Genomic DNA, 23,999 nt, shown 5'->3' with positions numbered 1-23,999 from the left:
AACGTGCTATACATAATAGAAAGGAAGTTTTTCATATGCAATCCTTACAAAACAAAACCGCTCTGATTACAGGAGGGGGAAGAGGAATCGGCCGCGCCACAGCGATTGCCCTCGCAAAAGAAGGCGTACATATCGGCCTTATCGGCCGTACAGCTGCGAATCTTGAAAAAGCGGCAGAGGAATTGAAGGCGTTCGGTGTAAAAGTATCTGTAGCCGCAGCTGACGTAAAGGATTTAACAGCTGTAGAACGTGCAGTCCAATCCGTCAAAGAAGAGCTTGGACAAATCGATATTCTCATTAACAATGCCGGGATCGGCGGGTTTGCAGGATTTCTTGAGCAATCTCCCGAAGAATGGGAAAATATTATCCAGGTTAATCTGATGGGGGTTTACAATGTAACACGCGCCGTTCTGCCTGAAATGATTGAAAGAAAAGCCGGCGATATCATTAATATTTCTTCTACAGCCGGCCAAAGGGGAGCAGCCGGCACAAGCGCCTACAGTGCGTCTAAGTTCGCTGTGCTCGGGCTGACCGAATCGCTGATGCAGGAAGTCAGAAAGCACAATATCCGCGTGAGCGCCCTTACACCAAGCACGGTTGCGACGGATTTGGCAATCGACTCAAAATTGACAGACGGCAATCCGGAACGCGTCATGCAGCCTGAAGATCTGGCGGAATACATGGTTGCCCAGCTCAAACTGCATCCGCGCATTTTCATTAAATCAGCCGGCATGTGGTCTACAAATCCTTAAACAGCAGGGAAAGGACAGGTTTGTAACAGCCTGTCCTTTTTTTTCGCGCTATTTTTGTGAAAGTTGTACGGGGAGATGGCGGACGCCGAAAACAAACGGACTTTGAATCGCTTCAAGCTCCTTAGAGCTGTCCCTTTCCATGTATGCGCGCCGCAGCAAGTAATCGAGCGCGACTTTCGCTTCAAGCCGGGCGAGGGGAGCGCCGAGGCAAAAATGGATGCCGAAGCCGAAGCTCATATGAGGGTTTGATTTGCGATCAAGCTTGAAGCTGTCAGGATCGTCAAACTTAAGTTCGTCACGATTCGCTGAAGCGACCCAGCTGATCACTGTAGAACCCTTTGCAATCCTCACGCCTCCGATATCAACGTCTTCTGCCGCCGTGCGGCCGATCGCTTGCACGGGCGGATAATAACGCAGCATTTCTTCAACAAAGACAGGGACGAGGGACGGATCTTGTCTTACGGCTTCCTGTGTGATTTTATCTTCTGTGAGATAGCGGACGCTGTTTGCGATCAAGTTGGTTGTCGTCTCATTGCCTGCGACCAAAAGAATGATGCAAAAATGAAGCAGTTCTTCTTCTGTCAGCGATTTGCCGTCAACTTCCGCCCGCAGTAAAAGCGAAATCAGGTCGTCTTTTGGCTCTTTTTTGCGCTGCTTGATAATGTTTTTAAAATAATCCGCCAAAAACCGATTGCCTTCTTCACGTCGTTTGTACATCCGTTCGGCGGCTTCAGCCGAGCGGTCTTCCGCACCTGCGACAAGGATGTCTGAATAATGTTTAAACATGAGGCGGTCTTCAGCCGGAACGCCTAAAAGTTCAGCGATGATAATGACGGGAAGAGGAGCAGCCAAGTCGTCCACCACATCAAACAATTCTTTCTGTTTCGCTTCGTTAAATAAAAAAGCCGTCACTTCTTCGATATGCGGTTCAAGCTCTTTCACCGCTTTCGGCGTAAAAGCTTTATTAACGATGGCTCTCATTTTTGTGTGTCTCGGCGGGTCCATTGTTAATATACTTTTTCCTTCCATATTACCGCCGCGTTTTGAAGAGAAGAGCTTCGGGTTTTTTAACACGAATTGAACGTCTTCATAAGAAAAGATATCAAAGCATTTTCGCTCATCATCGTAACGCACAGGAGACGTCTTTCTGATCCGGTTATAAATCGGAAACGGAAACAGCCGGTCATTACTCGAGCTGATTTCTTTCATCGGAATCCAATTGGCATAATGCTTGCTTGATTGAAGTGAATTTGAATTTGCCACAGTCAACTCTCTCCTTTAAATGAAACGTTTATACTTTATGAGCCGGTTCAATCTTAACGTTATCACTATTTTTATAACGGTTTCAACGGACATACAATGAAAAAATTGTCAATTGGCCGAAAGTATCGGATCTAAAAAAGGAAAAAAGGCGAGGTATGCTTAAAAAAGCGGGAATATCAGCTAAAGAGATGGATGAAAAAAGAGGCCGCACCTGATCAGGTGCGGCCTCAATGTTAGCTGACGGCTTCTTCCCGGGAGAACTGGCTGTTATACAAATCGGCATAAAATCCGTTCTTGCGGAGCAGCTCTTCGTGGCTGCCTTTTTCAATAATATCTCCGTTTTTCATCACAAGAATCATGTCGGCATCTTTAATGGTAGAAAGACGGTGGGCGATAACAAAGCTCGTACGGTTGGCCATCAGTTTGTTCATCGCTTTTTGAATATTCATTTCCGTCCGGGTGTCGACACTGCTTGTCGCTTCATCTAATATTAAAATCTTCGGATCAGCTAAAATGGCTCTCGCGATCGTTAAGAGCTGCCGTTGCCCTTGCGAGATGTTTTGGGCATCTTCGCCAAGTACCGTATCATAGCCGTCCGGCAAGGTGCGGATAAAATCGTCGGCATAGGCGCCTTTTGCCGCTCTGATGATGTCTTCTTCGGTCGCGCCTTCACGCCCGTAAGCGATGTTTTCCCGGATGGTGCCGTTGAACAGCCATGTGTCCTGTAACACCATCGCAAACATGCTTCTCGCCTGTTCGCGCGACAGCTCGCTGATATCTGTGCCGCCGACCTTGATGCTGCCTTTGTTTAGTTCATAAAAACGCATCAGCAAATTGATGATCGTCGTTTTTCCAGCGCCGGTCGGTCCGACGATCGCAATCGTCTGGCCTTCTTTGGCGTGAAGGCTTAAGTCGCGGATGACCGGAACGTTTTTATCATAACCGAAGGCGACATGTTCAAACGATACATCGCCTTTTAATTTGCCGGTATCGATGGAAGCCGGCGTCTCCCCGGTTTCTTCTTCTTCGTCCAAAAGACTGAACACCCTTTCGGCGGATGCGATTGCCGATTGGATTGTATTCGCGATTCCGGCAGCTTGAACGAGCGGCTGGGAAAATTGCTGCGTATATTGGATAAAAGCCTGCACGCCTCCGATCAAAAGGGTGCCGTTAAGAACGAAAATACCGCCGGTTATGCTGACAAACACATAGCCGAGGTTGCCGATGAATGTCATCATCGGCATCATCAGACCGGAAATAAACTGCGCTTTCCAGCCTGACTGGTAAAGACGCTCATTTACTTCATCGAATTGCTGAATCGCTTTTTCTTCATGCCCGAATGCCTTTACTTCCTGATGCCCCGTAAACATTTCTTCAACGTGTCCGTTGATGTCGCCGAGTTCTTTTTGCTGCGCGGCGAAGTGTTTCTGCGAAAATGAGGCAATGAATCGGACGGCCAGCATGCTGAGCGGGACCGTGATGAAGACGACGAGCGTCAGCACAGGGCTGATCAAAAGCATCATGACGATGATTCCGACTATTGTAATGACAGACGTAATCATTTGCGTCAGCGCCTGCTGCAATGACGTATTGATATTGTCGATATCATTGACGGCGCGGCTGAGCGTGTCGCCGTGCGAATGCTTGTCATAGTACTTTAAAGGGAGCCGCGTCAGCTTTTCATTCACTTCCTGGCGCATTTCGTATATCGTTTTCTGGGCTACCCCGGCCATCAGGTAATGCTGCAAGAACGTAAACAAAGCAGAAAGCAGATACAATCCTGCCAGGATCAGCGTGATCCGGCCGAGAAAGCCGAATTGAACACCGGTGCCTTCTTTAAAGCTTGCGAAAAGGGAAGAGGTCGCGTCCCCGAGAAGTTTTGGACTGATGACATTAAATAATGTCGCCAATATTGCAGCGAAGACAACGAGCACCAGCTGGAAGGTCCGCGGTTTTAAATAGCGGGCCAATCTCAAAAGGGTCTTTTTAAATTCTTTCGGTTTTGTCTTGTGCATTCCTTTGGGTATAGAGCCGTGATGCTTTGGTTGTTGGCTCATGCGCTTTCCTCCTCAGCCTGCTGTGATGCGACGATTTCCTGGTAAATGCCGTTTTCAGCAAGCAATTGTTGATGAGTGCCGATGCCGGCTATTTTTCCTTCATTTAAAACGATGATTTGATCCGCATCCGTAATCGTGCTTACCCTTTGGGCAACGATGATGACGGCGGCATCAGCGGTTGTTTTCTTCAGCGCTTTTCTCAGCTTTTGATCCGTTTTGTAATCAAGCGCCGAAAAGCTGTCGTCAAATAAATAAATTTCCGGTTTTCTGACTAATGCCCTGGCGATGGAAAGCCGCTGTTTCTGGCCGCCTGAAAGATTGGCTCCGGCCTGCTCGATTTCAGATTCAATTCCGTTTTCCTTGCCTTCTACAAACTCGGCAGCCTGTGCCGTTTCAAGTGCTTCCAGAATTTCTTCATCTGTTGCATCTTCTTTGCCAAAGCGGATATTGTCTTTAATCGTCCCGCTGAATATTGAAGCTTTTTGCGGGACATAGCCGATTTTCGCGCGAAGCTCCTTTTGCGCCATCTTTCTGACATCTGTTCCGTTGACTAGCACAGTTCCTTTTTCAATATCGAAAAATCTCGGGATCAATTGAAGAATCGTCGTTTTTCCCGCTCCTGTGCTGCCGATGATCGCAGTCGTCTCACCCGGCTTTGCCTTGAACGAGATATCTTCGAGAACGGGCTTTTCGGCCCCGGCATAACGAAAAGTCACATTCTGAAACTCAACATAACCGCGCAAGCCGCTGTCTTTCTGCGGCTCTTTCGGATCGGTAATCGAAGGCTCTGTTAACAGCACTTCATTAATGCGGCCGGCAGATGCCTGAGCCCTTGGGATCATCACGAATGTCATCGCAAGCATGATCAGCGCAATTAGAATCATCGATGCATATTGAAGGAAAGCCATTAAGTTCCCGACCTGCATGCTGCCTTGATCGATGCGGATGCCTCCGAACCAGATAATCGCGATGTTCGTGAAATTCATCATAATCATCATGACAGGGAATAGAAAAGCCATGATTCTGTTGACGGCGATGCCTGTATCGCGAAATTCTTCGTTCGCTTTTTGAAACCGGACTTTTTCTTGATCAACGCGGTTAAACGCGCGAATGACACGAACGCCCGTCAAACCTTCCCTGAGAACAAGGTTGAGACGATCCGTCTTTTTTTGCAGGACGCCGAATAAGGGGACAGCTTTTCTTGTAATGAGAAAAATCAGCCCTGCAAGTATCGGGAGAGCGGCCAGAAATATAATCGACAGCTTGGCATCTCTGGAAACCGCAAGCACAATACCGCCGACCAGCATTAACGGCGCTCTCGTCATCAATGAAAGCATCATGTTGAGCACATCTTGGACCTGCTTGACATCATTGGTGGTACGGGTAATGAGAGAAGCAGAACTGATTTTTCCGAATTCATCCATTGAATGGTGTTCAACTTTGACAAACAGTTTGCGCCTGATATCTCTTCCAAAGCCGAGGGCTGTTTTCGAAGCGAAAAACGCTTTTCCGACAGTCATCATGATGGCCAGAAGGGAGCAGGCGATCATCCAGCCGCCGGTTTTCAAAATAAATGGCATATCACTGTTTACGATTCCGACATCAACGACATCAGCCATCAACGTCGGCAAATAAAGCTCAAGCACACTGCTCAGCAAAGTAAAAACAGCGACGAGAATCACTTGCAGCTTATAGGGCTTTAAATATTTTAAGAGTGAGATCATTTTTCAACCTTCTTTTCACTTGTTTTTTCTCCTTGTTCGATAAACTCGGACAGCTTATGAATCAGATCGGCGAAGTGCCTGCTTTCAGCCTCGCCCAGAAACCGCGAGAGCTGCAAGAACCATCGGTTCAGGCCTTTAAGCGCATCGTCAGCCGCTTTTTTTCCTTCATCGGTTAGAAAAATCCGGACGATCCGCCTGTCATCCTCATCTATGCGCCGTAAAACGAGTCCTTTTTTTTCCATTCTGTTCAACAGCTGCGTGACGAAGGGGGAGGTGACATGCAAAGCGCGGCTGATTTCGGATGCCATTTTTCCTTCACCGTTTGCTTCATTTAAAAACATCAGCGCTTTCGCCTCAGTCTTTTTCCATTCAACTGAAGGAAATGACTGTTTCATTTCCGCATAACGCAGCCTGTTGAAAGCTTCGATCAACTGCTCAACGGTCTCGCGGCCGACTTTATCTTGTTTCATAAAAGCACCTGCTTCTCCATTTTAATTAATTAAGTAAATAAACTAAAACACGGTATTATCATACATAGAACAACAAAAGAATGTCAAAGAAGAAACCTAGAAAAAAAGAAAAAACCCGATCATTGATGACATGACCGGGTCATTGTACGAGCTTCATTAAAAAATCCTTCAGTTCAAGGTGGCGAAGGTGAGCCGGAACTTCTTCGGAACCGACGATGATCATCGGAGCCAAGCTATCCGTTTTATAAAGTGAGCCATGGCCGCCTCCGCCAAAATGGAGGGGAGACTTTTCTCCGGCAAATTGGAATCCGGGTTTCGCATCGGCAATTACAAACCGTCCGCGATGCGAATGCATGGCGCTGTACAGGCGGGCAAGAGCATCCGGGTAATCGCCATACATGATCGATGCACCGTCCGTTTTAATGTCCAATAAGGAAAAATCTCCGCTGATCGTCCATGACTGCCCGTAAGGATCTTGATAACCGCCTTGCGGACGAAACCGCAGCGGTTTTAAGGAACGCTTCGAATCGACGTATATCCAGCCGTCTTTTTTCCACGCTGTGAAAGCGATCCGTCCGTCTTTTTTCAATTCATTGACGGCATCTTGCAGCGGCGTGTTTTGATCCGTTACATAAATGTATGCCATTCTGTCGTTTACCGCAAAAAGAAGCTGGTCTTTTCGATCTGGGCCTTCGTTTATTTTAGCGATCCGATATCCTTTAAAAAGCGAATGGAGCCGGATGGCTGCCTTATCTTTATCGCGTCCGATCGATGTCTGTCCGCCGTCTCCCATGACGACCCACACCGCTTTTTCGGCCGCATCGCGCCAAGAATCATATGCATTCAATATACGCTGCAGCTGACGGTCCATTTTTTCGAGGCCTTCCATATCCTTCGGGCCTTTTTTGTGTGCATCGTGGTCGAAATCGGGCAAGTAGGCGACAGTCAGCGCAGGAAGCTTCCTCTTTTTAATCAAATAAGCCATTTCCTGCGCCGTGAACTTGTCGTTAACGCCATAACCCTGCCAAATATGGTGGTAGGAGTTGTCGGGATCAAGCTGGGCAAAGCGGCCGTACGAAAAAAGAGCCGGCCCGTTTACCGTCATATGTTCAGGCATCAGTCTAAGCTTCTTGAGCGGGGGCGGTATGTTTAATTCGCGGCGGTCAGGTCCCCTGTATATGAGCCCGTTGATGGATGCCGACTGTTTTCCTTGCTTTTGCAAATCTTCATGTACCGTTGTCACCTTTCGGTTTAAATGGCGGTGATTGAGAGAATATATCCCGTCTTCGATCGTTTGTTTGAGGCCGAGCGCGGCGATTTCTTTTTTATCGCTCCCGTAATTCACAATTCTCTGTCCAGCCTGATTATACCAGACAAGCCCGGGAACGCGGTGGATATTCGGATAAGTTCCGGTGAGCAGCGTGCTGTCAATCGCGACCGACATGGTCGGATACGCGCTCGCCACTTCAGGTTCATAATGACCGTTTTCAAGAAAGAATTTTAATGCCGGAGCGCGGCCTTCTTGAATCGCTTTTTTCAAAGGCTGATCCATCAAAGAGTCGATGATCAGGACAATGACCGGTTTTTTAGAGGGTTTGACGGCCTCTGCTTCTTCATCTGAGAGCCCCAATTTTTCATCCCCGGCATTCAGCCATATGATGAATGAAACCAGCGCACATATGAAAATGACAAGTACAATGCTTAGCTTTTTCAAAATGGCCTCATTCCTTTAATCCCATTGTATGCATATTCTGGCATGGGGCGCCGGAAGTTATAGCTGGTAATAGGTTCTAAATGAATTACGCCAGCTCTTGGGAAGCCTATTCAATTAGAAAGGAGGGAAAATGATGAATAAACATAAGTGGTTAGCCGCAATTGCTATCATCGCAATTTTAGCCGTTATTGGCTATTTCACGGTCAGACACCTTGAACCGGAATATGCCTATATGCCTCCTAAAGAAAAAGTCATCTCAAAAGAAAAACGATTGCACGGATACGATTTATGGGGGGCATTTACACCGGATAAGCCCGCGTCCGCAGGGGAGGGAGCTGTAAAGGTTGATGACCGCCTTCTTGACTTGGGACGTGAGACATTTTATAAGGAAACATTCGGAAACGAGGTGTTTTTGACGGATATCGTCGGACTGCTTGACGGTCCCATTACAGCTGCCAACATGACGAAAGCCATTGCTGGATTGAAAGGGAAAGGGACGACAAACTTGCGCATCGAATTGGCGGAAACGGTTAAGGTCGGCGGGAAAACCTTTAAAAAAGGCGAGAAGATCGACACCGGCATTGATGTTGCAAAAGGGGCATACGCGCCCCTTGGCATGCCTTTTAAATACGCTGACGGAAAAATCAAAGCCGGCATCAGCTGTGCGGCCTGCCACGCCACAGTTGATTCGAAAACGATGAAGGTGATGGAAGGCGTGACAAACTCAGATTTAAATACAGGGCTGATGCTGGCGCTGGCGACGAACTCAGCTGCATATTTTACACATGCCGAAATTCATAATATTAAACAATTTATGAATGATAAAAGCCCTGTGATCACCGCAAGAAACGGCAAAAAAGAACGCCTCCCCGATCCGGACCGCCTCGAAGATGCAGTCGATCGTATTTTCCTGAAGTGGCCGAGAGGTTTTTTCGATTCAACGATCGATATGAAAAGCAATCCCACGCAGATTCCAGATGCCTATACATTGGGCGACCATCCGTACAGCTGGAGCGGTGTGGCAATGGCCGGGCCGTTTAAAGGCTTGACTGTGTTCAGCAATAATGTTCATGCGCAAAATTCGGACAGCCTCTCACAATCTCCGGCAAGCCGGGCGCTTTTCGGAATGAGCGAAGATGTTTATATCGGGACGATCCTGCAAAGGGCTCCCGCCTCAACATACAGGTATCAGCCGAAAAAAGGGGAAAGTCCGACCGCGTTTTTCAAAAAAGCAGACCCCACTCCCGGAGTACCGGGCGTCAACCAAATGGTCAAGCCGCCGAGCTTTCCTAAAATCACTCTGGCGGCGCCCGACGGCGTGCATGTGAGCTCGCCCGGACGAAATGTAAATGAAGAAAACAACGCTGTGTCTGCCTGGCAAAATACACTTAGACCGCCTGAACCGCGGCAAAAAACCGACGGCCAAACCATCAGGCGCGGCAGGCGCGTTTTTGAACAAGCAGGCTGCATATCCTGTCATGCCGGCCGGTATTTGACGAACAACAAGGTCATCTCGGCTGAAACGATCGGGACCGAGCCGACAAGGGCGCAGTCTTTTAAGAAAGCAGAAAGCATATTCGGGAAAAGCCTTGTCCATTCGCCTGACACACCGGTGCCTCTGCCGCGCAAGCCGGAGGTTCTGAAAGTCCCGACAGCCGGATTTGACCCCGAACAGATCAAGCTTTCGTGGGCGCAGGGTGATTCCAAAGGCGGGTATAAAGTGCCGAGTCTGATTGGCGTTTACTGGCGCGCTCCTTATTTGCACGACGGAGGGGTTGCAGTTGGGAGCTCATTGAAAGAAACAGGCATACCAAAGACGATTATCAAAGGTAAGCCGGCGAACCCTTATAACAGTTTATTGGCGATGATCGACAGAGACTTAAGACAGAAGGTCATCAAAAGCAATTCGGAATCGCCCGACTTAAAAGCAGTCAGAGTAACCGGCAAAGGGCATGAATTTTGGATCGACGCCAAAAGCGGCTTTTCCAAACAGGAGCAAAAAGCGTTGATCCATTATTTAATCCATGCCGATATGCCTGAAAAGCAAGAAATAAAATGAAAAGAAAAGCCGCCTGACTGGCGGCTTTTTTAAAACCTCGTCACCGCGGCGGCGCTTAAACCCGGAAGATGATCGCCTTTTCTGTCCTTGTAACGGAGCAGCGCGGATGCAACCCGCCTTTTGCTTCAGCTGTTTTGACAAGCCCAAGGCCGGCAACGGCTGCGGCCGGTGCGGCATGTCCGTTCCAAGAGAGGAGACCTTCATGAGCTGCGTTAAGCGCAATGTAAAGAAGGGCAAACCATTTGATAAAACAGGGATGAACATACATCTGTAAGACGCGCTCATTATAATAGAAGAGACACGGCCGCAAACAATAAAGGGCAGAAAATTCAGACATTTATCTTTATTTATGATAAAATAAAATCAGCCAAGCTTTTGCGCCCGGCTGATTTCGTTGCAAGACTGTTATTGATATTGCTGAAGGCGAGAAAAAAACTTCTTTACGAACTGATAAAAGACTTTTGCAGAAGGGGAAAGCTCCCTGTTTTTAGGGGTGATGATCCCGACCGTGCGCTTTACCTGCGGATAATCAATCGGAATCTTCTTTGTAAAACGGGGTGCCGTTTCATTAAAGGCGCTTTCCGGCAAAAGCGTCACCCCCATATCAGCAGAAACAAGCCCTTTGATCGCATCCAAATCTTCGCCCTCCGAGGAAATTTTAGGCGTATATCCGACTTGCTTGCATGCGTCAACAGCCATTTTTCGGAGAATGTACCCGTCAGGAAACAGCACATACTGATCATTTCTGAGATCGCCGAGATGAAGACTTTTCTGGCCTGACAACGGATGATTGACCGGCACGAGCGCCAGAAGGCTCTCCGAAAACAAAATGTCTCCTTTAATCTCGGCAATGTTTGACGGGACGGGACCGAGAAAAGCCAAATCGATATCCCTGTTTTTCACCGCTTCGATTAAAAATTTATAAGATCCCTGTCTTAAAAGAAAAGCGACATTAGGATGCTCCTCTTTAAAAGCGGAAATGACGGTCGGGAGGAACTGGCCCGCAAGGCTTGTCGGGAAACCGATTTTAACGGTCCCGCGATTCGGGTCCAAATACTCGTCGATTTGTTCCTTCGCAAAATCGATCGCTTTCATCGCCGTTTTAATATGGTCTAAAAACTGCCTCCCAATCGGAGTCAGCTTCACATTCCGGCCTTCGCGCTCAAACAAATCAACGCCGAGCTCTTCCTCTAGATTGGCGATCTGCCTGCTGATCGCCGACTGAGCGACATGAAGGTGCATGGCCGCTTCCGATACATGCTCTCTTTCCGCAACTTCCATAAAGTAATGCAATTGGCGTAATTCCATCGTTGTTTCACCTGCTAATCTCAAAATGAGATAGTTTTAATCTAAATTATATATTGTTTGTATAGATTTGAAAACCTACAATAGGATTAGAGTTTGTAAGATTTTATGACCGGGGACAAACGGGAAAAATGAACGGGGGAGAGGAACAATGACTTATAATCAACTACCAAAGGCACAAGGTCTCTACCGTCCTGAATTTGAACATGATGCATGCGGAATCGGCCTTTATGCTCATTTGAAGGGCCTTCCTACTCATGATATTGTCAAAAAAGGATTGCAAATGCTTTGCCAATTGGACCACCGGGGCGGTCAGGGCAGTGACCCGCATACCGGAGACGGGGCAGGCATCATGATGCAGATTCCGGATGCTTTTTTTAAAAAAGTCTGCGCCGATTTCAACTTGCCTGAAAAAGGACGCTACGGCGTCGGGATGATCTTCTTTTCGAAAGACGACAGCGGGCGCGAAAAATCCGAAGCGCGCATTAACGAGCTGATCGAACAGGAAGGGCAGACGGTACTCGGCTGGCGAACTGCACCTGTAAATGTCGGAAAAATCGGAACAGTCGCACAAGAAAGCGCGCCAGTCGTCCGCCAGGTATTTATCGGAGCAAATGAAGCGCTGAAAGACAATTTGGCATTTGAACGCAAGTTGTACATCATTCGCAAACAGGCCGAAAATTGGGCAAAAGAACACGAGAAAACGTTCTATTTCGTCAGCCTCTCGAGCAATACCATCGTATATAAAGGTCTTTTAACGCCCGAGCAGGTTGATGCCTTCTATGAAGATTTGCAAGACGAGGACTTCGTCTCGGCTTTTTCTTTGGTTCACTCCCGTTTCAGCACAAACACGTTTCCGAGCTGGGAAAGGGCGCACCCGAACCGTTATTTGATCCACAACGGGGAAATCAATACGCTGCGCGGCAATATGAACTGGATGAAAGCGAGGGAGCAGCAGTTTGTTTCTGAAGCGTTCGGTGAAGACTTGCCGAAGGTTTTGCCGATTCTCGATGAAAATGGAAGCGACTCCTCGATACTGGATAACGCTTTTGAATTCTTTGTACTGGCTGGAAGAAAGCCGGCCCATGCTGCAATGATGCTGATTCCGGAGCCGTGGAACGAGAACCCGTACATGTCAAAAGAAAAGAAGGCATTTTACGAATATCACAGCTCTTTAATGGAGCCTTGGGACGGCCCGACTGCGATTTCTTTTACAAACGGAAAACAGATCGGAGCCATTTTAGACCGGAACGGACTCAGACCCGCTCGCTATTATGTCACTAAAGACGACTACCTTATTTTTTCTTCCGAAGTCGGCGTAATTGATGTCGAACAGGAAAACATTTTATATAAAGACCGGCTGGATCCCGGAAAAATGCTGCTTGTTGATCTTGAAGAAGGACGTATTATCTCCGATGAAGAAGTCAAATCCGAAATCGCCGGAGAGTTTCCGTACCAGGAATGGCTCAGTAAAGAACTGGTTCATGTCTCAAACGACATTGAGGAAACCGAAGAAAAATCTGTGCCTGATCTGCTGACCCGCCAGAAAGCATTCGGTTTTACGTACGAAGATATTCACAAGTATTTAATTCCTGTCATTACAGAAGGCAAAGACCCGCTCGGTTCAATGGGTCACGATGTCCCGCTGGCGGTGTTGTCAGACCGTCCGCAATCGCTGTTCAACTATTTTAAACAGCTGTTTGCACAGGTTACCAATCCGCCGATTGATGCAATCCGCGAGCAGATCGTCACATCGACATTGACATGGCTCGGAGCGGAAGGCGATATTCTCCATCCGAACGAAAGCAGCTGCCGCCGGATTAAATTGTATACACCGGTCTTGACGAACGCGCAGTTCAATTCTTTAAAGGGGCTTGTACACAAAGATTTCAAAAGCAAGACGATTCACACGCTCTTTACAGACGACTTGAAGAGCGGACTCGAAGATATGTTTAAAGAAGCGGACAGAGCGATCGCCGAAGGCGTGACACTCCTTATCTTATCCGACCGCAAAATGGACGGTCAAAAAGCGCCGATTCCTGCGCTGCTAGCCGTCAGTGCCTTGCATCAATATTTGGTCCGTGCAGGAAAGCGCACAAAAGTCAGCATTATCGCCCAATCGGGTGAAGCGCGCGAAGTTCATCATTTTGCCGCCTTGATCGGCTACGGAGCGGATGCCATTCATCCGTACCTCACATATGCGACATACAAGCAGGCGATTGAAGACGGAGCGCTCTCCATCAGTTATGAAGAAGCTGTAACAAAATACAGCAAAAGCGTGACAGAAGGCGTCGTAAAAGTGATGTCAAAAATGGGTATTTCCACAGTCCAAAGCTACAGGGGCGCACAGATTTTTGAAGCGGTCGGAATCAGCAAGGACGTCATAGACAGCTATTTCACAGGAACGGCTTCACAGCTCGGCGGAATCGGTTTGGACACGATTGCCGAAGAAGCGAAGCGCCGCCACAGGGAAGCTTATGAAGATACATTCAGTGAAACGCTTGATTCTGGTAGCGATTTTCAATGGAGAAAAGGCGGGGAACACCACGCTTTTAATCCGAAAACGATTCACACGCTGCAATGGGCCTGCCGCAAAGGTGATTACAGCCTGTTTAAACAATATTCGAAAGCGGCTGATGAAGAAAGAATCGGTTTTCTCCGCAACCTCTTCTCGTTTGATGAAAACCGGAAGCCGCTGCCGCTTGAAGAAGTCGAATCCGCTGAATCAATTGTACGCCGCTTTAAAACAGGGGCGATGTCATTCGGCTCTTTAAGCAAGGAAGCCCATGAAGCGCTGGCGATTGCAATGAACCGTCTCGGAGGAAAAAGCAACAGCGGGGAAGGCGGAGAAGATCCGGCGCGCTTTACGCCTGACGCCAATGGTGATAACCGCCGCAGCGCGATCAAGCAAATCGCTTCAGGCCGTTTCGGTGTGAAAAGCCACTATCTCGTCAATGCCGACGAGCTGCAAATTAAGATGGCGCAGGGTGCAAAACCGGGGGAAGGCGGACAGCTCCCTGGCAACAAAGTGTATCCATGGGTTGCCAATGTACGCGGATCTACGCCTGGGGTCGGCTTGATTTCACCGCCGCCGCACCACGATATCTACTCGATTGAAGATTTGGCGCAGCTGATTCATGATTTGAAAAACGCCAACCGCGATGCACGGATCAGCGTAAAGCTTGTCGCTAAAGCCGGAGTAGGCACGATTGCAGCCGGAGTCGCCAAAGCGACGGCCGATGTCATCGTCATCAGCGGCTATGACGGGGGCACTGGAGCATCACCGAAAACAAGTATTAAGCATACCGGCCTCCCATGGGAGCTTGGACTCGCAGAAGCTCATCAAACACTGATGATGAACGGTTTGCGCGAACGCGTCGTATTGGAAACAGACGGAAAATTAATGACGGGCAGAGACGTTGTCATGGCTGCGCTTTTAGGAGCCGAAGAATTCGGTTTTGCAACGGCACCGCTCGTTGTTCTCGGCTGCGTCATGATGAGAGCCTGCCATTTGGATACGTGCCCTGTCGGGGTAGCGACGCAAAACCCTGAGCTTCGCAAAAAGTTCATGGGCGATCCAGATCACATCGTGAATTACATGCTCTTTGTCGCAGAAGAAGTTCGCGAATTGATGGCCCAGCTCGGTTTCAGAACGGTTGATGAAATGGTGGGCCGCACGGATGTCCTGCGTGTCAGCGAACGGGCCAAAGCGCATTGGAAAGCGGGTCAGCTCGATTTATCAAGCCTGCTTTACCAGCCGGAAGGCACACGTACATTCCGTACGCCGCAAAACCATAAAATCGATGAATCGCTCGATGTTACGCAAATCTTACCGGCCGTGCAGTCAGCTGTTGAAAACGGTACGCCTGTAGAAGCGTCTTTTGAAATCCGCAACATCAACCGTGTAACAGGAGCCATAACCGGAAGCGAAATTTCTAAGCGCTACGGCGAAGAAGGTCTCCCTGAAGATACGATTACGCTCCGATTCACAGGTTCAGCGGGGCAAAGCTTTGGAGCGTTCGTACCAAAAGGAATGACGATGTATTTGACAGGAGATGCCAATGATTACATCGGCAAAGGTCTTTCAGGCGGAAAAATCGCCGTCAAAGCGCCTGACGAATTCAACCCTGCATTCCGTGAAAATGTTATTGTCGGAAACGTCGCGTTTTACGGCGCTACAAGCGGAGAAGCTTATATTAACGGACTCGCGGGCGAACGGTTTGCCGTCAGAAACAGCGGAGTCAGCGTTGTCGTTGAAGGCATCGGCGACCATGGATGCGAATACATGACCGGCGGGCGCGTCGCCATTCTCGGAGACGTCGGCAAAAACTTTGCCGCAGGCATGTCAGGCGGAATCGCCTACGTATACGCCGAAGACAAAAAAGCCTTTAAACGGAAATGCAATCCTGAAATGATCGAGTTTGAAACACTTGAAGCACCTGAGGAAATCGCTGAACTGAAAACGATGATCGAAAACCATTACAAATATACCGAAAGCTCAAAAGCAGCTTCGATACTGGATCATTGGGAAGAGGCCGTCGGTCGGTTTGTGAAAGTGATTCCGAAAGACTTCAAGCAAATGATAGAGCGGATTAAAGAGCAGAAAGAAGCCGGCTTGTCTGATGAAGAAGCGTTGATGTACGCGTTTGAAGCCGGTACGAAACAAAAGATTGAACCATCTGCGGCTGCTTCATCAAAAGAAGCGGTGGCACAGTAAGAAAGGGGAGGGGAAAATGGGCAAAGCAACAGGATTTATGGAATTCAAGCGGGAAAAGCCTGCTGAACGCGATCCTCTCACACGGATAAACGACTGGAACGAATATTCGTCTCCATTTTCTGAGGAAGCATCAAAAAGACAGGGAGCGCGCTGCATGGACTGCGGCACCCCCTTTTGCCAAATCGGCATGGATATAGGCGGTTATACGTCAGGATGTCCGATTCACAATTTAATCCCTGAATGGAACGACCTCGTTTACAAGGGAAGGTGGAAAGAAGCGCTTGACCGCCTTCTAAAGACAAACAATTTCCCTGAATTCACTGGGCGGGTCTGTCCGGCGCCTTGTGAGGGCTCTTGTACGGTGGCGATTTCCGATCCGGCCGTATCCATCAAAGGGATCGAACGGACGATTATTGACAAAGGATTTGAAAACGGATGGATTCAGCCGCGAATTCCGAAAAAACGGAGCGGCAAGAAAATCGCGATAGTCGGCTCAGGGCCTGCCGGTCTTGCAAGCGCCGATCAATTGAACCAGGCGGGGCATTCGGTCACTGTTTATGAGCGCAGCGACCGCCCGGGAGGCCTGTTAATGTACGGCATCCCGAGCATGAAGCTCGAAAAAAGCGTTGTCGAACGCCGCATCAAACTGTTGACACAGGAAGGCGTCGACTTTGTCACCAATACGGAAATCGGCAAAGATATTACAGCCGACGAACTAAAAGAACAGTACGATGCGATTATCCTTTGCACAGGGGCCCAAAAACAGCGCGATCTCTTGATTGAAGGCCGTGAAGCAAAAGGTGTCCACTTTGCCATGGACTATTTAACAGGCACCATTAAAAGCATGCTCGATTCGAATTTTAAAGATAAGCAGTTTATCAATACGAAAAATAAAGACGTCATCGTCATCGGCGGCGGTGACACGGGGGCAGACTGCGTTGCAACGGCCCTGCGCCAAAAAGCGCGAAGCGTCGTCCAATTCGGCAAGCATCCGAAGCTGCCCGATACAAGGACCGCCGAAAATATGTGGCCGGAACAGCCGCATGTCCATACGCTGGACTATGCCTATGAAGAGGCGCAAGCAGTATTCGGAAACGATCCGAGACAATATTCGATCCAAACAAAAAAGCTTGTCGCAGATAAAAACGGCCATTTGAAAGAACTGCATACGATTCAAATGAAAAAAGTAAAGAATGATCAAGGGAAATTTGAGTTCCACGAAATTCCGGGAACGGAAAAAGTATGGCCTGCTCAATACGTCTTTATCGCCATCGGCTTTGAAGGAACGGAACAGCCGCTGCTTGAGCAGTTCGGGGTAAATACGGTGAGAAATAAAGTTGACGCAGCATACGGGGAATTTAAAACAAATGTCGATGGAGTCTTCGCAGCAGGGGATGCGAGAAGAGGACAAAGCCTGATCGTTTGGGCGATTCACGAGGGACGCGAAGTCGCCCGTGAAGTTGACAAATATTTAATGGGGAGCTCTGTACTGCCTTAAAAACAAAGGGGTATTCACATCATATAAATGAAAGCCTGTCCCGCGACCTTATTTTTAGGTTGACGGGGCAGGCTGTTTTGTTTTTTTGATTCAGTGCTTTCGCCTTCTGGCTGATCTTCGGACTGCCGCCCAAAGTTATCTGTGAAAAATTGTGTACTTACTCCATTTTATGGGATATAGCATAACCTAAAGTATGAAAAGCAACTAAAGGAGGCTATAACAGTGGAAGAAACTTATCAAAATCAAGATAACTGGGCGGATCCGGATAGACAGCAGCCTTTTACTTATGGGGGCTACCCTTATCCGCGGCCAAGACCGCGCCCTAGACCGAGGCCGCCGTTTTATCCGTATCCATTCTTCTATCCGTTCTTTTATCCTTTTTATCCTTTCTACCCTTACCCTTGGTAATTTGTAAAACGAAGCTGTCTGGTGAAGCAGGCAGCTTTTTTCATTTTGATGAATTTTTCAAAACGCTTCCACGAATAATAACAGCGATATGATAAAAGCTCTCTATATTTCCAAAAGAGAACAAAATGGATGTGGTATTCGTGTCGTTATTCGTCAAAAAGTTGAGCAGAGAAAAGCGATATTTGATTTTCGCATTCAGTGTCATTCTTCTCTATGTCCTTCCGCTTTACATATTAAATGAAGACGCTCATATCCGTGTGCATGACAACCTGGATTCCAATATCGCCTGGTATAAGGTGCTGGCCGAAAGCGGGCAGCTGCTCGGCGGCGTTAAAGCCGTCATTCCGCAAATCATCAACGGGTTGCCGCGGGACGCTTACGGAACGGAATGGAGCGGCATTGTCTGGCTTCACGCCTTGTTTCCTTCGATGACCGCATATGCTTTAAGCCAGACGATCACGAGGGTGTTTGCCTTTGTCGGGATGTACCTGCTGCTGAAAAGCCATGTGATTCGCGATGAAAAGGCGTATTTCATCAGAATCGCCGTATCGCTGGCATTTGCCCTGACACCCTTTTGGCCTTCAGGAATGCTTAGTACGCTTGGTCACCCTTTGGCCTTATGGGCTTTTTTAAACATCAGGGCAGGGAACGACTCATGGAAAGAGTGGTCAACCCTTGCGCTTTTACCGCTTTACTCAAGCTTTGTGCTCGGTTTCTTCTTTTTCCTTGCCGCCGTTTCGCTGATTTGGCTTTATGATTTGGTCACAAAGCGCAGCTTTAACCTTCGCTTTCTCGGAAGTATCGCTCTTATGACAGGCATATTCCTGGCGATAGAATACCGGCTTGTTTATTCGGTTTTCGCTTCAGGCGAAACGATGCATCGCGTTGAATTTATTTCGTCCAGGCATGACATCCTTCATTCGTTTCGGTTGTCCTTTAAAAATTTCGTGCTCGGCCACAATCATGTCATGACCGTCCATACGGCAGTGATACTGCCTTTGATTGTGCTCACTTTCGGGCTCGTCGTTGCTAGACAACGCAAAAAGCGGCCAAGCGAAGAAAAGCTGTTCATCTTTTTATTCATTTTAAATTATGCGCTTTCTTTATGGTATGCCCTCTGGTTCAACAAGCTGTGGGCGCTTCCAAAGGAAAAGATCAGTCTGCTTTCGGCATTCAATTTCGCCCGTTTCCACTTTTTGCGCCCTCTTGTGATATACGCAAGCTTTGCCGTTGCATGCTACATATTGTGGAAAATGGGGAAGAGATGGCGGCGTTTTGTTCATGCCGCACTAATCGCCCAGCTGCTTGTGCTTATTCCGTTTCATGAAGAGCTGACTTACGGCGCATACCACCACGCCCCAAGCTTTCGGGAATTTTATGCATCAGATCAGTTTAAACAGATCAAACGATTCATCGGCCGTCCTACCGATTCCTACCGGGTGGCGAGCATCGGCCTGCATCCGGCGATTGCGCAGTATAACGGCTTCTACACACTTGATACGTATGCCAATATTTATCCACTGAAATACAAGTATCAATTCCGGAAAATCATCGCCAAAGAGCTTGATAAAAATCCGGCCCTGAAGCGCTATTTCGATGAGTGGGGGAGCCGCTGCTACTTGTTTGTTGACGAGCTTGGAAAACATTACGCGTTCAAAAAGAGCACAAAGAAAAAAATCACGAACCTGGAGTTAAACACTGAAGCATTCAAAAAAATGGGGGGACAATATATTTTTTCTTCAGTTCCGATTATGAATGCAGAACAAAACAAGCTTGCGTTTTTAAAGCGGTTCAGCCACCCGCAGTCCGCTTGGAACATCTATGTATATGAAGCGAAATAAGCATCGATAAGGAGGAAGCAAATTGAATCTTCAACAGCCTTTGCTGACGATCGTCGTACCCTGTTATAACGAAGAGGACGTGTTTGCCGAAACCGCAAAACAGCTGACTGCGGTATTGGATGATCTCACAGCAGATAAACTGATTTCTTCAGAGAGCAAGCTTTTATTTGTCGATGATGGATCGACAGACCGCACATGGCCGCTGATTGCCATGGAAAGCACAAAAAACCGCTATGTGACAGGCTTGAAGCTGGCCCGTAATTCGGGACATCAAAAAGCTCTGTTAGCCGGACTCGATAAAGCAAAGCAAAAATCCGATTGCGTTATTTCAATCGATGCCGATCTTCAGGATGACATTTCGGCGATTCGCCGGTTTATCGAAAAATATCATGAAGGCTATGAAATCGTCTACGGTGTACGCCGAAGCCGCCAAACGGATACATGGTTTAAACGAACGACAGCCGGATGGTTCTACAAGATCATGAATAAGCTTGGCATCCAGCTGGTCGATAACCATGCCGACTTTCGGCTTTTAAATAAACGGGCGCTTGAGGAGCTCAGCCGCTATGCAGAAGCAAATGTTTTCCTGCGCGGTTTGGTGCCCCTGATCGGCCTTCGGTCGGCAAAAGTGTACTATGACCGAAAAGAGCGGATGGCTGGAGAAACGAAATATCCGCTGAAAAAAATGCTGTCTTTCGCTTTTCACGGGATTACGTCTTTCAGTGTCGCTCCGATCCGATTTTTTACCCTGATTGGCTTCTTCTTATTTTTCCTAAGCTGCATCGCGGGTATTTATGCAATGATTCAAAAACTGCTCGGGTATACGAATGCAGGCTGGGCTTCGCTGATCATTTCGATATGGTTTTTGGGCGGTCTGCAATTGATGGGGATCGGCATTATCGGCGAATATATCGGAACGATTTTCACCGAAGTGAAAAGAAGGCCGAGATATGCGGTGGATATCGATTTGTATACTGAACGGCTCGGCCGGCGCGAACCTGAAAAACGGCCGGAAACGAAGCTCAGCTGATGACGGATGCAACCCGAGCAGTTAACTCCAATTTTATAGTTCATTATGAATAAGGAAGGATGTACAAACTTATGGCAGAAAAACAAAACTCTGGCATGACGGTTGTTGCTATCGGGTCGATCCCGTTGATTATGACGTTGGGAAATTCGATGCTGATTCCGATTTTGCCGAAAATGAAATCCGAACTCAATTTATCGCAATTTCAAGTCAGCCTTGTCATTACAGTGTTTTCGATCACTGCAGCGCTCTTTATTCCGCTGCTCGGTTATTTGGCCGACCGCTTCTCACGGAAAGTGGTGATTATTCCGTGCCTGTTCCTTTATGGGGCAGGGGGGATTCTTGCAGGGTTTGCATCGACGACCTTTGCGAATGCCTTCCCATGGGTGCTGTTCGGGAGAGGACTGCAAGGGCTCGGGGCAGCCGGTACAGCGCCGATCGCAATGGCGCTGACAGGAGACCTTTTTAAAGGGGCCGACGAAAGCCGGGTGCTCGGTCTTGTTGAAGCCTCGAACGGCTTCGGAAAAGTGCTGTCTCCTATTTTAGGATCATTGATTGCATTAATCGCTTGGTTTTGGGTGTTCTTTGCATTTCCGGCTTTTTGTATTGCGCCGATCATTTTGACTTGGATTTTTATTAAAGAAAAAGACAAGAAAAAAGATCCGCCGCCTCTTGGAAAATATGTAAAAGGGCTGACAAGCGTTTTTAAACATGAGGGCAGATGGCTTTTCACCGCATATCTCGCAGGAGCCGTCTGTTTGTTTACTCTGTTTGGCATCCTCTTTTACTTATCCGATGTTTTGGAAAAAGAATATCATACAGACGGCGTAAAAAAAGGGCTGATTTTGGCGATCCCTCTGCTTGTGATGTGTACAACATCATATATTACGGGCAGCAAAATCGGACAAAATCAGCGGCTGATGAAAAAGATGATGGTCATCGGACTCGCTCTGATTACGGTTTCCTACGGCACACTGTCTTTTTTCTCCGCGCTCATTCCTTTTATTTCGATCCTTGTCATCAGCAGCATCGGCACAGGCTTTGTTCTGCCATGTGTCAACAGCTTCATAACCGGGGCTGTCGGAAAAGAGAGGCGCGGCTTTGTGACATCTCTGTACGGTTCGGTCAGATTTTTAGGAGTCGCCATCGGACCGCCGATTTTCGGGAGACTGATGGAATGGTCGAAACTCGGCATGTTTATGTCCATAGCGGGCCTGACGTTGATTGTCGGTGTACTTGTGCTGACCATGATTCACGTCAAAAAGGAAGACACGACAAAAAAAGGGGACAAGGGGCTGCAGCCGGCTGACGCAAGATAGGAGGAAAGGAAAAAACATGCGCATAGAAAAGGTTGACACATTTCCGCTGTTCCACAAGCTTTCCTCCCCTTACGGCGATGCGAACGGATTGAAAAGCTACAGAACAAGCTATCTGATTCGGATTACGACAGCTTCAGGTCTGACAGGATGGGGAGAATGCGCGGATTGGCTGCCTGCTTTGGATGCAGGCTTTAAAAAACGGATCATTCCTTATTTAATTGGAAAAGAAGCGAGCAATCGAACGGAGCTGATCACTGTCATCAAAAAATGGCATCAGCGGGCCGCCTCTGCTGTAAGCATGGCTTTAACGGACATCACGGCGAAAAAAGCAGGCCTTTCGGTATGCGAATTATGGGGAGGAAAACTGCGGGAGCAGATCCCGGTATATGCGTCATTCCAATCGTATTCAGACAGGCCGGATTGGAGCCGCCATTCCCTCCGGCTTATCGAAAAGGCAGTTCGGGCCGGATTTAAGGCAGTCAAGCTGAAAGCGGGAGGCAAGATGTTTTCAGAAGACTTGGCACATATTCAGGCCTTCCAGGAGATGACAGGGCAAAGCACCGGACTGATCCTCGATGCAAACCAGAGTTATGATCAGGCCGCCGCGCGCAAGTGGGAAACGTGGTTTTCCGGCTGGCAAAACGTGCTTTGGTTTGAAGAGCCCATGCCGTTTGACGACCTAGCTGAATACCGGATGCTGCGCTCAGCGCTTTCTGTTCCGGTTGCCGGAGGAGAAAACGTAAAAGGCGCAAAGCCGTTTTTGCCGATTTTTCTGGAGAACGCAGTCGATATTGCCCAGCCCGATGTTATGCACTGTGAGGGCACGGACGAATTTCAAACCGTTCTGAAGCTCGCCAGGCATTTCGGAAAAAGGGTCTCTCCCCACAGCTATGACGGCGGACTTTCAAGAATATACGCCGCTTTCGGACAAGCCTGTTTACCGCATTGGACCAAAATGGACGGAGAAGATATCGAACCGCTTGAATGGGATGCGATGGAGAATCCGTTCGCACAAATCGTGCCCGTCAGCATAAAAGACGGCTGCATTCAAGTCCCCGACAAAATCGAAATTGATACAGAGCTCGTAGAAGCGTATGTGTGGGATGGCTCGTCTTACATCTGATCAGCGTCCACCCCGAAAAAATGTGATATTTTTCATTTCCCCTTACATATAGTAGGAAAGAGGACAAGTTACTTTAAAGGGGATTATATCCGTATGGGAAGAAAACTCAAAATCGTACATGCTATTGTGTTGGGCAGCGTGTTGCAGGGTCTCGGTATGGCGCTGTTTTTGTTTCCGAACCATATTCCTTCAGGGGGCGCAGCCGGCATCGCTGTTTTGCTCAATTTCTGGTTTCAGGTTCCGCACGGATTAACCGTCTGGGCTGTCAACTTCTCGCTCCTTTTGACGGCCGTTAAATGGCTTGAACCCGTGACAGTCTTCGGGACGATGGGGGCGATTACCATGACGTCCGTTTCGGTGCAGATCTTCGAATCCTGTATGCCGGTTATGACGACGAACAATATCTGGCTGGATTTATTTTACGGCTCCGTCCTTTTGGGAGCGGGGGTTGGACTGCTATATAAATATAATATTTCTAACGGCGGTTTTGGCGCCTTGGCTTTAATGATATCGATTTACCGCGGCGGAAAACCGGGAACTGCGCTGTTTATCATGAATGCATTCATTTTTCTTTTGACCGCGTCTGTCATCGCCTGGGGAATCGTTATCCAGGCCTTAATCTGCCAATGGATTTCTACGAGGATCATCGATGCGATTTATCAGATTCGCTTCCGGCCGTTATTGATGCCTATCGCCGGTTTCCGCAACAAAAAATAGGCCGC

16 protein-coding genes are annotated in these 23,999 nt (G+C 48.1%); 9 read left to right on the top strand and 7 right to left on the bottom strand.

All coding sequences use genetic code 11. The features are described 5' to 3' along the window. Nucleotides 1-35 precede the first annotated feature (35 nt). Nucleotides 36-752: a 3-ketoacyl-ACP reductase gene (locus tag TRNA_RS32255; RefSeq protein WP_003182496.1), complete on the top strand. Its 717-nt coding sequence runs from the start codon at nucleotides 36-38 to the stop codon at nucleotides 750-752. A 48-nt stretch (nucleotides 753-800) separates the two neighbouring features. Here TRNA_RS32255 and TRNA_RS32250 read toward each other — a convergent pair whose 3' ends face one another. The 5 genes from TRNA_RS32250 to TRNA_RS32230 form a co-directional block, all read right to left on the bottom strand. Beyond that, nucleotides 801-2,015 carry a cytochrome P450 gene (locus tag TRNA_RS32250; protein WP_003182494.1) on the bottom strand — a complete coding sequence of 405 codons (1,215 nt, stop codon included), beginning with the start codon at nucleotides 2,013-2,015 and terminating at the stop codon, nucleotides 801-803. Between the two features lie 233 nt (nucleotides 2,016-2,248). After that, the gene (locus TRNA_RS32245) at nucleotides 2,249-4,072 is read right to left on the bottom strand and encodes an ABC transporter ATP-binding protein (protein ID WP_003182492.1); all 1,824 of its coding nucleotides are present in this window, start codon (nucleotides 4,070-4,072) and stop codon (nucleotides 2,249-2,251) included. Beyond that, complete coding sequence (locus TRNA_RS32240; protein ID WP_003182490.1) at nucleotides 4,069-5,796, bottom strand: ABC transporter ATP-binding protein; 1,728 nt, start codon at nucleotides 5,794-5,796, stop codon at nucleotides 4,069-4,071. The genes TRNA_RS32245 and TRNA_RS32240 overlap by 4 nt, the downstream gene beginning before the upstream one ends. Then, nucleotides 5,793-6,266, bottom strand: a complete 474-nt coding sequence (locus TRNA_RS32235) for a MarR family winged helix-turn-helix transcriptional regulator (RefSeq protein ID WP_009328118.1) — start codon at nucleotides 6,264-6,266, stop codon at nucleotides 5,793-5,795. The genes TRNA_RS32240 and TRNA_RS32235 overlap by 4 nt, the downstream gene beginning before the upstream one ends. Before the next feature lie 139 nt (nucleotides 6,267-6,405). Then, a complete protein-coding gene (locus TRNA_RS32230) occupies nucleotides 6,406-7,980 on the bottom strand; it encodes an alkaline phosphatase family protein (RefSeq protein WP_003182488.1) in 1,575 nt (524 codons plus the stop codon). A 130-nt stretch (nucleotides 7,981-8,110) separates the two neighbouring features. Between TRNA_RS32230 and TRNA_RS32225 the strand changes: the two genes are divergently transcribed. Beyond that, nucleotides 8,111-10,039 carry a di-heme oxidoredictase family protein gene (locus tag TRNA_RS32225; RefSeq protein ID WP_009328120.1) on the top strand — a complete coding sequence of 643 codons (1,929 nt, stop codon included), beginning with the start codon at nucleotides 8,111-8,113 and terminating at the stop codon, nucleotides 10,037-10,039. A gap of 55 nt (nucleotides 10,040-10,094) precedes the next feature. Here the strand turns inward: TRNA_RS32225 and TRNA_RS32220 are convergent, their stop codons facing one another. Then, nucleotides 10,095-10,307, bottom strand: a complete 213-nt coding sequence (locus TRNA_RS32220) for a hypothetical protein (RefSeq protein WP_016885413.1) — start codon at nucleotides 10,305-10,307, stop codon at nucleotides 10,095-10,097. A 137-nt stretch (nucleotides 10,308-10,444) separates the two neighbouring features. Beyond that, on the bottom strand, nucleotides 10,445-11,347 hold the full coding sequence (locus TRNA_RS32215) for a LysR family transcriptional regulator (protein ID WP_009328121.1): 903 nt from the start codon (nucleotides 11,345-11,347) through the stop codon (nucleotides 10,445-10,447). Nucleotides 11,348-11,495: 148 nt separating this feature from the next. On the opposite strand from TRNA_RS32215, the gene gltB reads away from it, so the two are divergent. From gltB to TRNA_RS32175, 7 genes are all read left to right on the top strand, one after another. Next, a complete protein-coding gene (gene gltB / locus TRNA_RS32210) occupies nucleotides 11,496-16,061 on the top strand; it encodes a glutamate synthase large subunit (protein WP_011198030.1) in 4,566 nt (1,521 codons plus the stop codon). A 16-nt stretch (nucleotides 16,062-16,077) separates the two neighbouring features. Beyond that, nucleotides 16,078-17,559: a glutamate synthase small subunit gene (gene gltD, locus TRNA_RS32205; RefSeq protein WP_003182487.1), complete on the top strand. Its 1,482-nt coding sequence runs from the start codon at nucleotides 16,078-16,080 to the stop codon at nucleotides 17,557-17,559. A 533-nt stretch (nucleotides 17,560-18,092) separates the two neighbouring features. Further along, nucleotides 18,093-19,808, top strand: a complete 1,716-nt coding sequence (locus TRNA_RS32195; protein ID WP_003182485.1) for a DUF6044 family protein — start codon at nucleotides 18,093-18,095, stop codon at nucleotides 19,806-19,808. A 22-nt stretch (nucleotides 19,809-19,830) separates the two neighbouring features. Beyond that, nucleotides 19,831-20,838, top strand: coding sequence for a glycosyltransferase family 2 protein (locus tag TRNA_RS32190; RefSeq protein WP_003182484.1), 1,008 nt, complete (start codon nucleotides 19,831-19,833; stop codon nucleotides 20,836-20,838). 71 nt (nucleotides 20,839-20,909) lie between these two features. Beyond that, nucleotides 20,910-22,154, top strand: a complete 1,245-nt coding sequence (locus TRNA_RS32185; protein ID WP_003182482.1) for an MFS transporter — start codon at nucleotides 20,910-20,912, stop codon at nucleotides 22,152-22,154. Between the two features lie 16 nt (nucleotides 22,155-22,170). After that, nucleotides 22,171-23,277 carry a mandelate racemase/muconate lactonizing enzyme family protein gene (locus TRNA_RS32180; protein ID WP_009328123.1) on the top strand — a complete coding sequence of 369 codons (1,107 nt, stop codon included), beginning with the start codon at nucleotides 22,171-22,173 and terminating at the stop codon, nucleotides 23,275-23,277. Nucleotides 23,278-23,370: 93 nt separating this feature from the next. Continuing rightward, the gene (locus TRNA_RS32175) at nucleotides 23,371-23,994 is read left to right on the top strand and encodes a YitT family protein (protein WP_003182478.1); all 624 of its coding nucleotides are present in this window, start codon (nucleotides 23,371-23,373) and stop codon (nucleotides 23,992-23,994) included. Nucleotides 23,995-23,999 lie beyond the last annotated feature (5 nt).

Origin of the sequence: Bacillus licheniformis DSM 13 = ATCC 14580 (assembly GCF_000011645.1) — a bacterium.
Lineage (GTDB): Bacteria > Bacillota > Bacilli > Bacillales > Bacillaceae > Bacillus > Bacillus licheniformis.
The sequence above is the reverse complement of the archived record's forward strand: the minus strand, read 5'-3'. Positions and strand labels throughout refer to the sequence as shown.

Excerpts from the sequence above, each read along its gene's own strand:
- TRNA_RS32255 (WP_003182496.1), top strand. The coding sequence starts at position 36 with ATGCAATCCTTACAAAACAAAACCGCTCTGATTACAGGAGGGGGAAGA.
- TRNA_RS32245 (WP_003182492.1), bottom strand. The coding sequence starts at position 4,072 with ATGAGCCAACAACCAAAGCATCACGGCTCTATACCCAAAGGAATGCAC.
- TRNA_RS32240 (WP_003182490.1), bottom strand. The coding sequence starts at position 5,796 with ATGATCTCACTCTTAAAATATTTAAAGCCCTATAAGCTGCAAGTGATT.
- TRNA_RS32235 (WP_009328118.1), bottom strand. The coding sequence starts at position 6,266 with ATGAAACAAGATAAAGTCGGCCGCGAGACCGTTGAGCAGTTGATCGAA.
- TRNA_RS32225 (WP_009328120.1), top strand. The coding sequence starts at position 8,111 with ATGATGAATAAACATAAGTGGTTAGCCGCAATTGCTATCATCGCAATT.
- TRNA_RS32220 (WP_016885413.1), bottom strand. The coding sequence starts at position 10,307 with ATGTATGTTCATCCCTGTTTTATCAAATGGTTTGCCCTTCTTTACATT.
- TRNA_RS32215 (WP_009328121.1), bottom strand. The coding sequence starts at position 11,347 with ATGGAATTACGCCAATTGCATTACTTTATGGAAGTTGCGGAAAGAGAG.
- gltB (WP_011198030.1), top strand. The coding sequence starts at position 11,496 with ATGACTTATAATCAACTACCAAAGGCACAAGGTCTCTACCGTCCTGAA.
- gltD (WP_003182487.1), top strand. The coding sequence starts at position 16,078 with ATGGGCAAAGCAACAGGATTTATGGAATTCAAGCGGGAAAAGCCTGCT.
- TRNA_RS32195 (WP_003182485.1), top strand. The coding sequence starts at position 18,093 with ATGGATGTGGTATTCGTGTCGTTATTCGTCAAAAAGTTGAGCAGAGAA.
- TRNA_RS32185 (WP_003182482.1), top strand. The coding sequence starts at position 20,910 with ATGGCAGAAAAACAAAACTCTGGCATGACGGTTGTTGCTATCGGGTCG.
- TRNA_RS32180 (WP_009328123.1), top strand. The coding sequence starts at position 22,171 with ATGCGCATAGAAAAGGTTGACACATTTCCGCTGTTCCACAAGCTTTCC.
- TRNA_RS32175 (WP_003182478.1), top strand. The coding sequence starts at position 23,371 with ATGGGAAGAAAACTCAAAATCGTACATGCTATTGTGTTGGGCAGCGTG.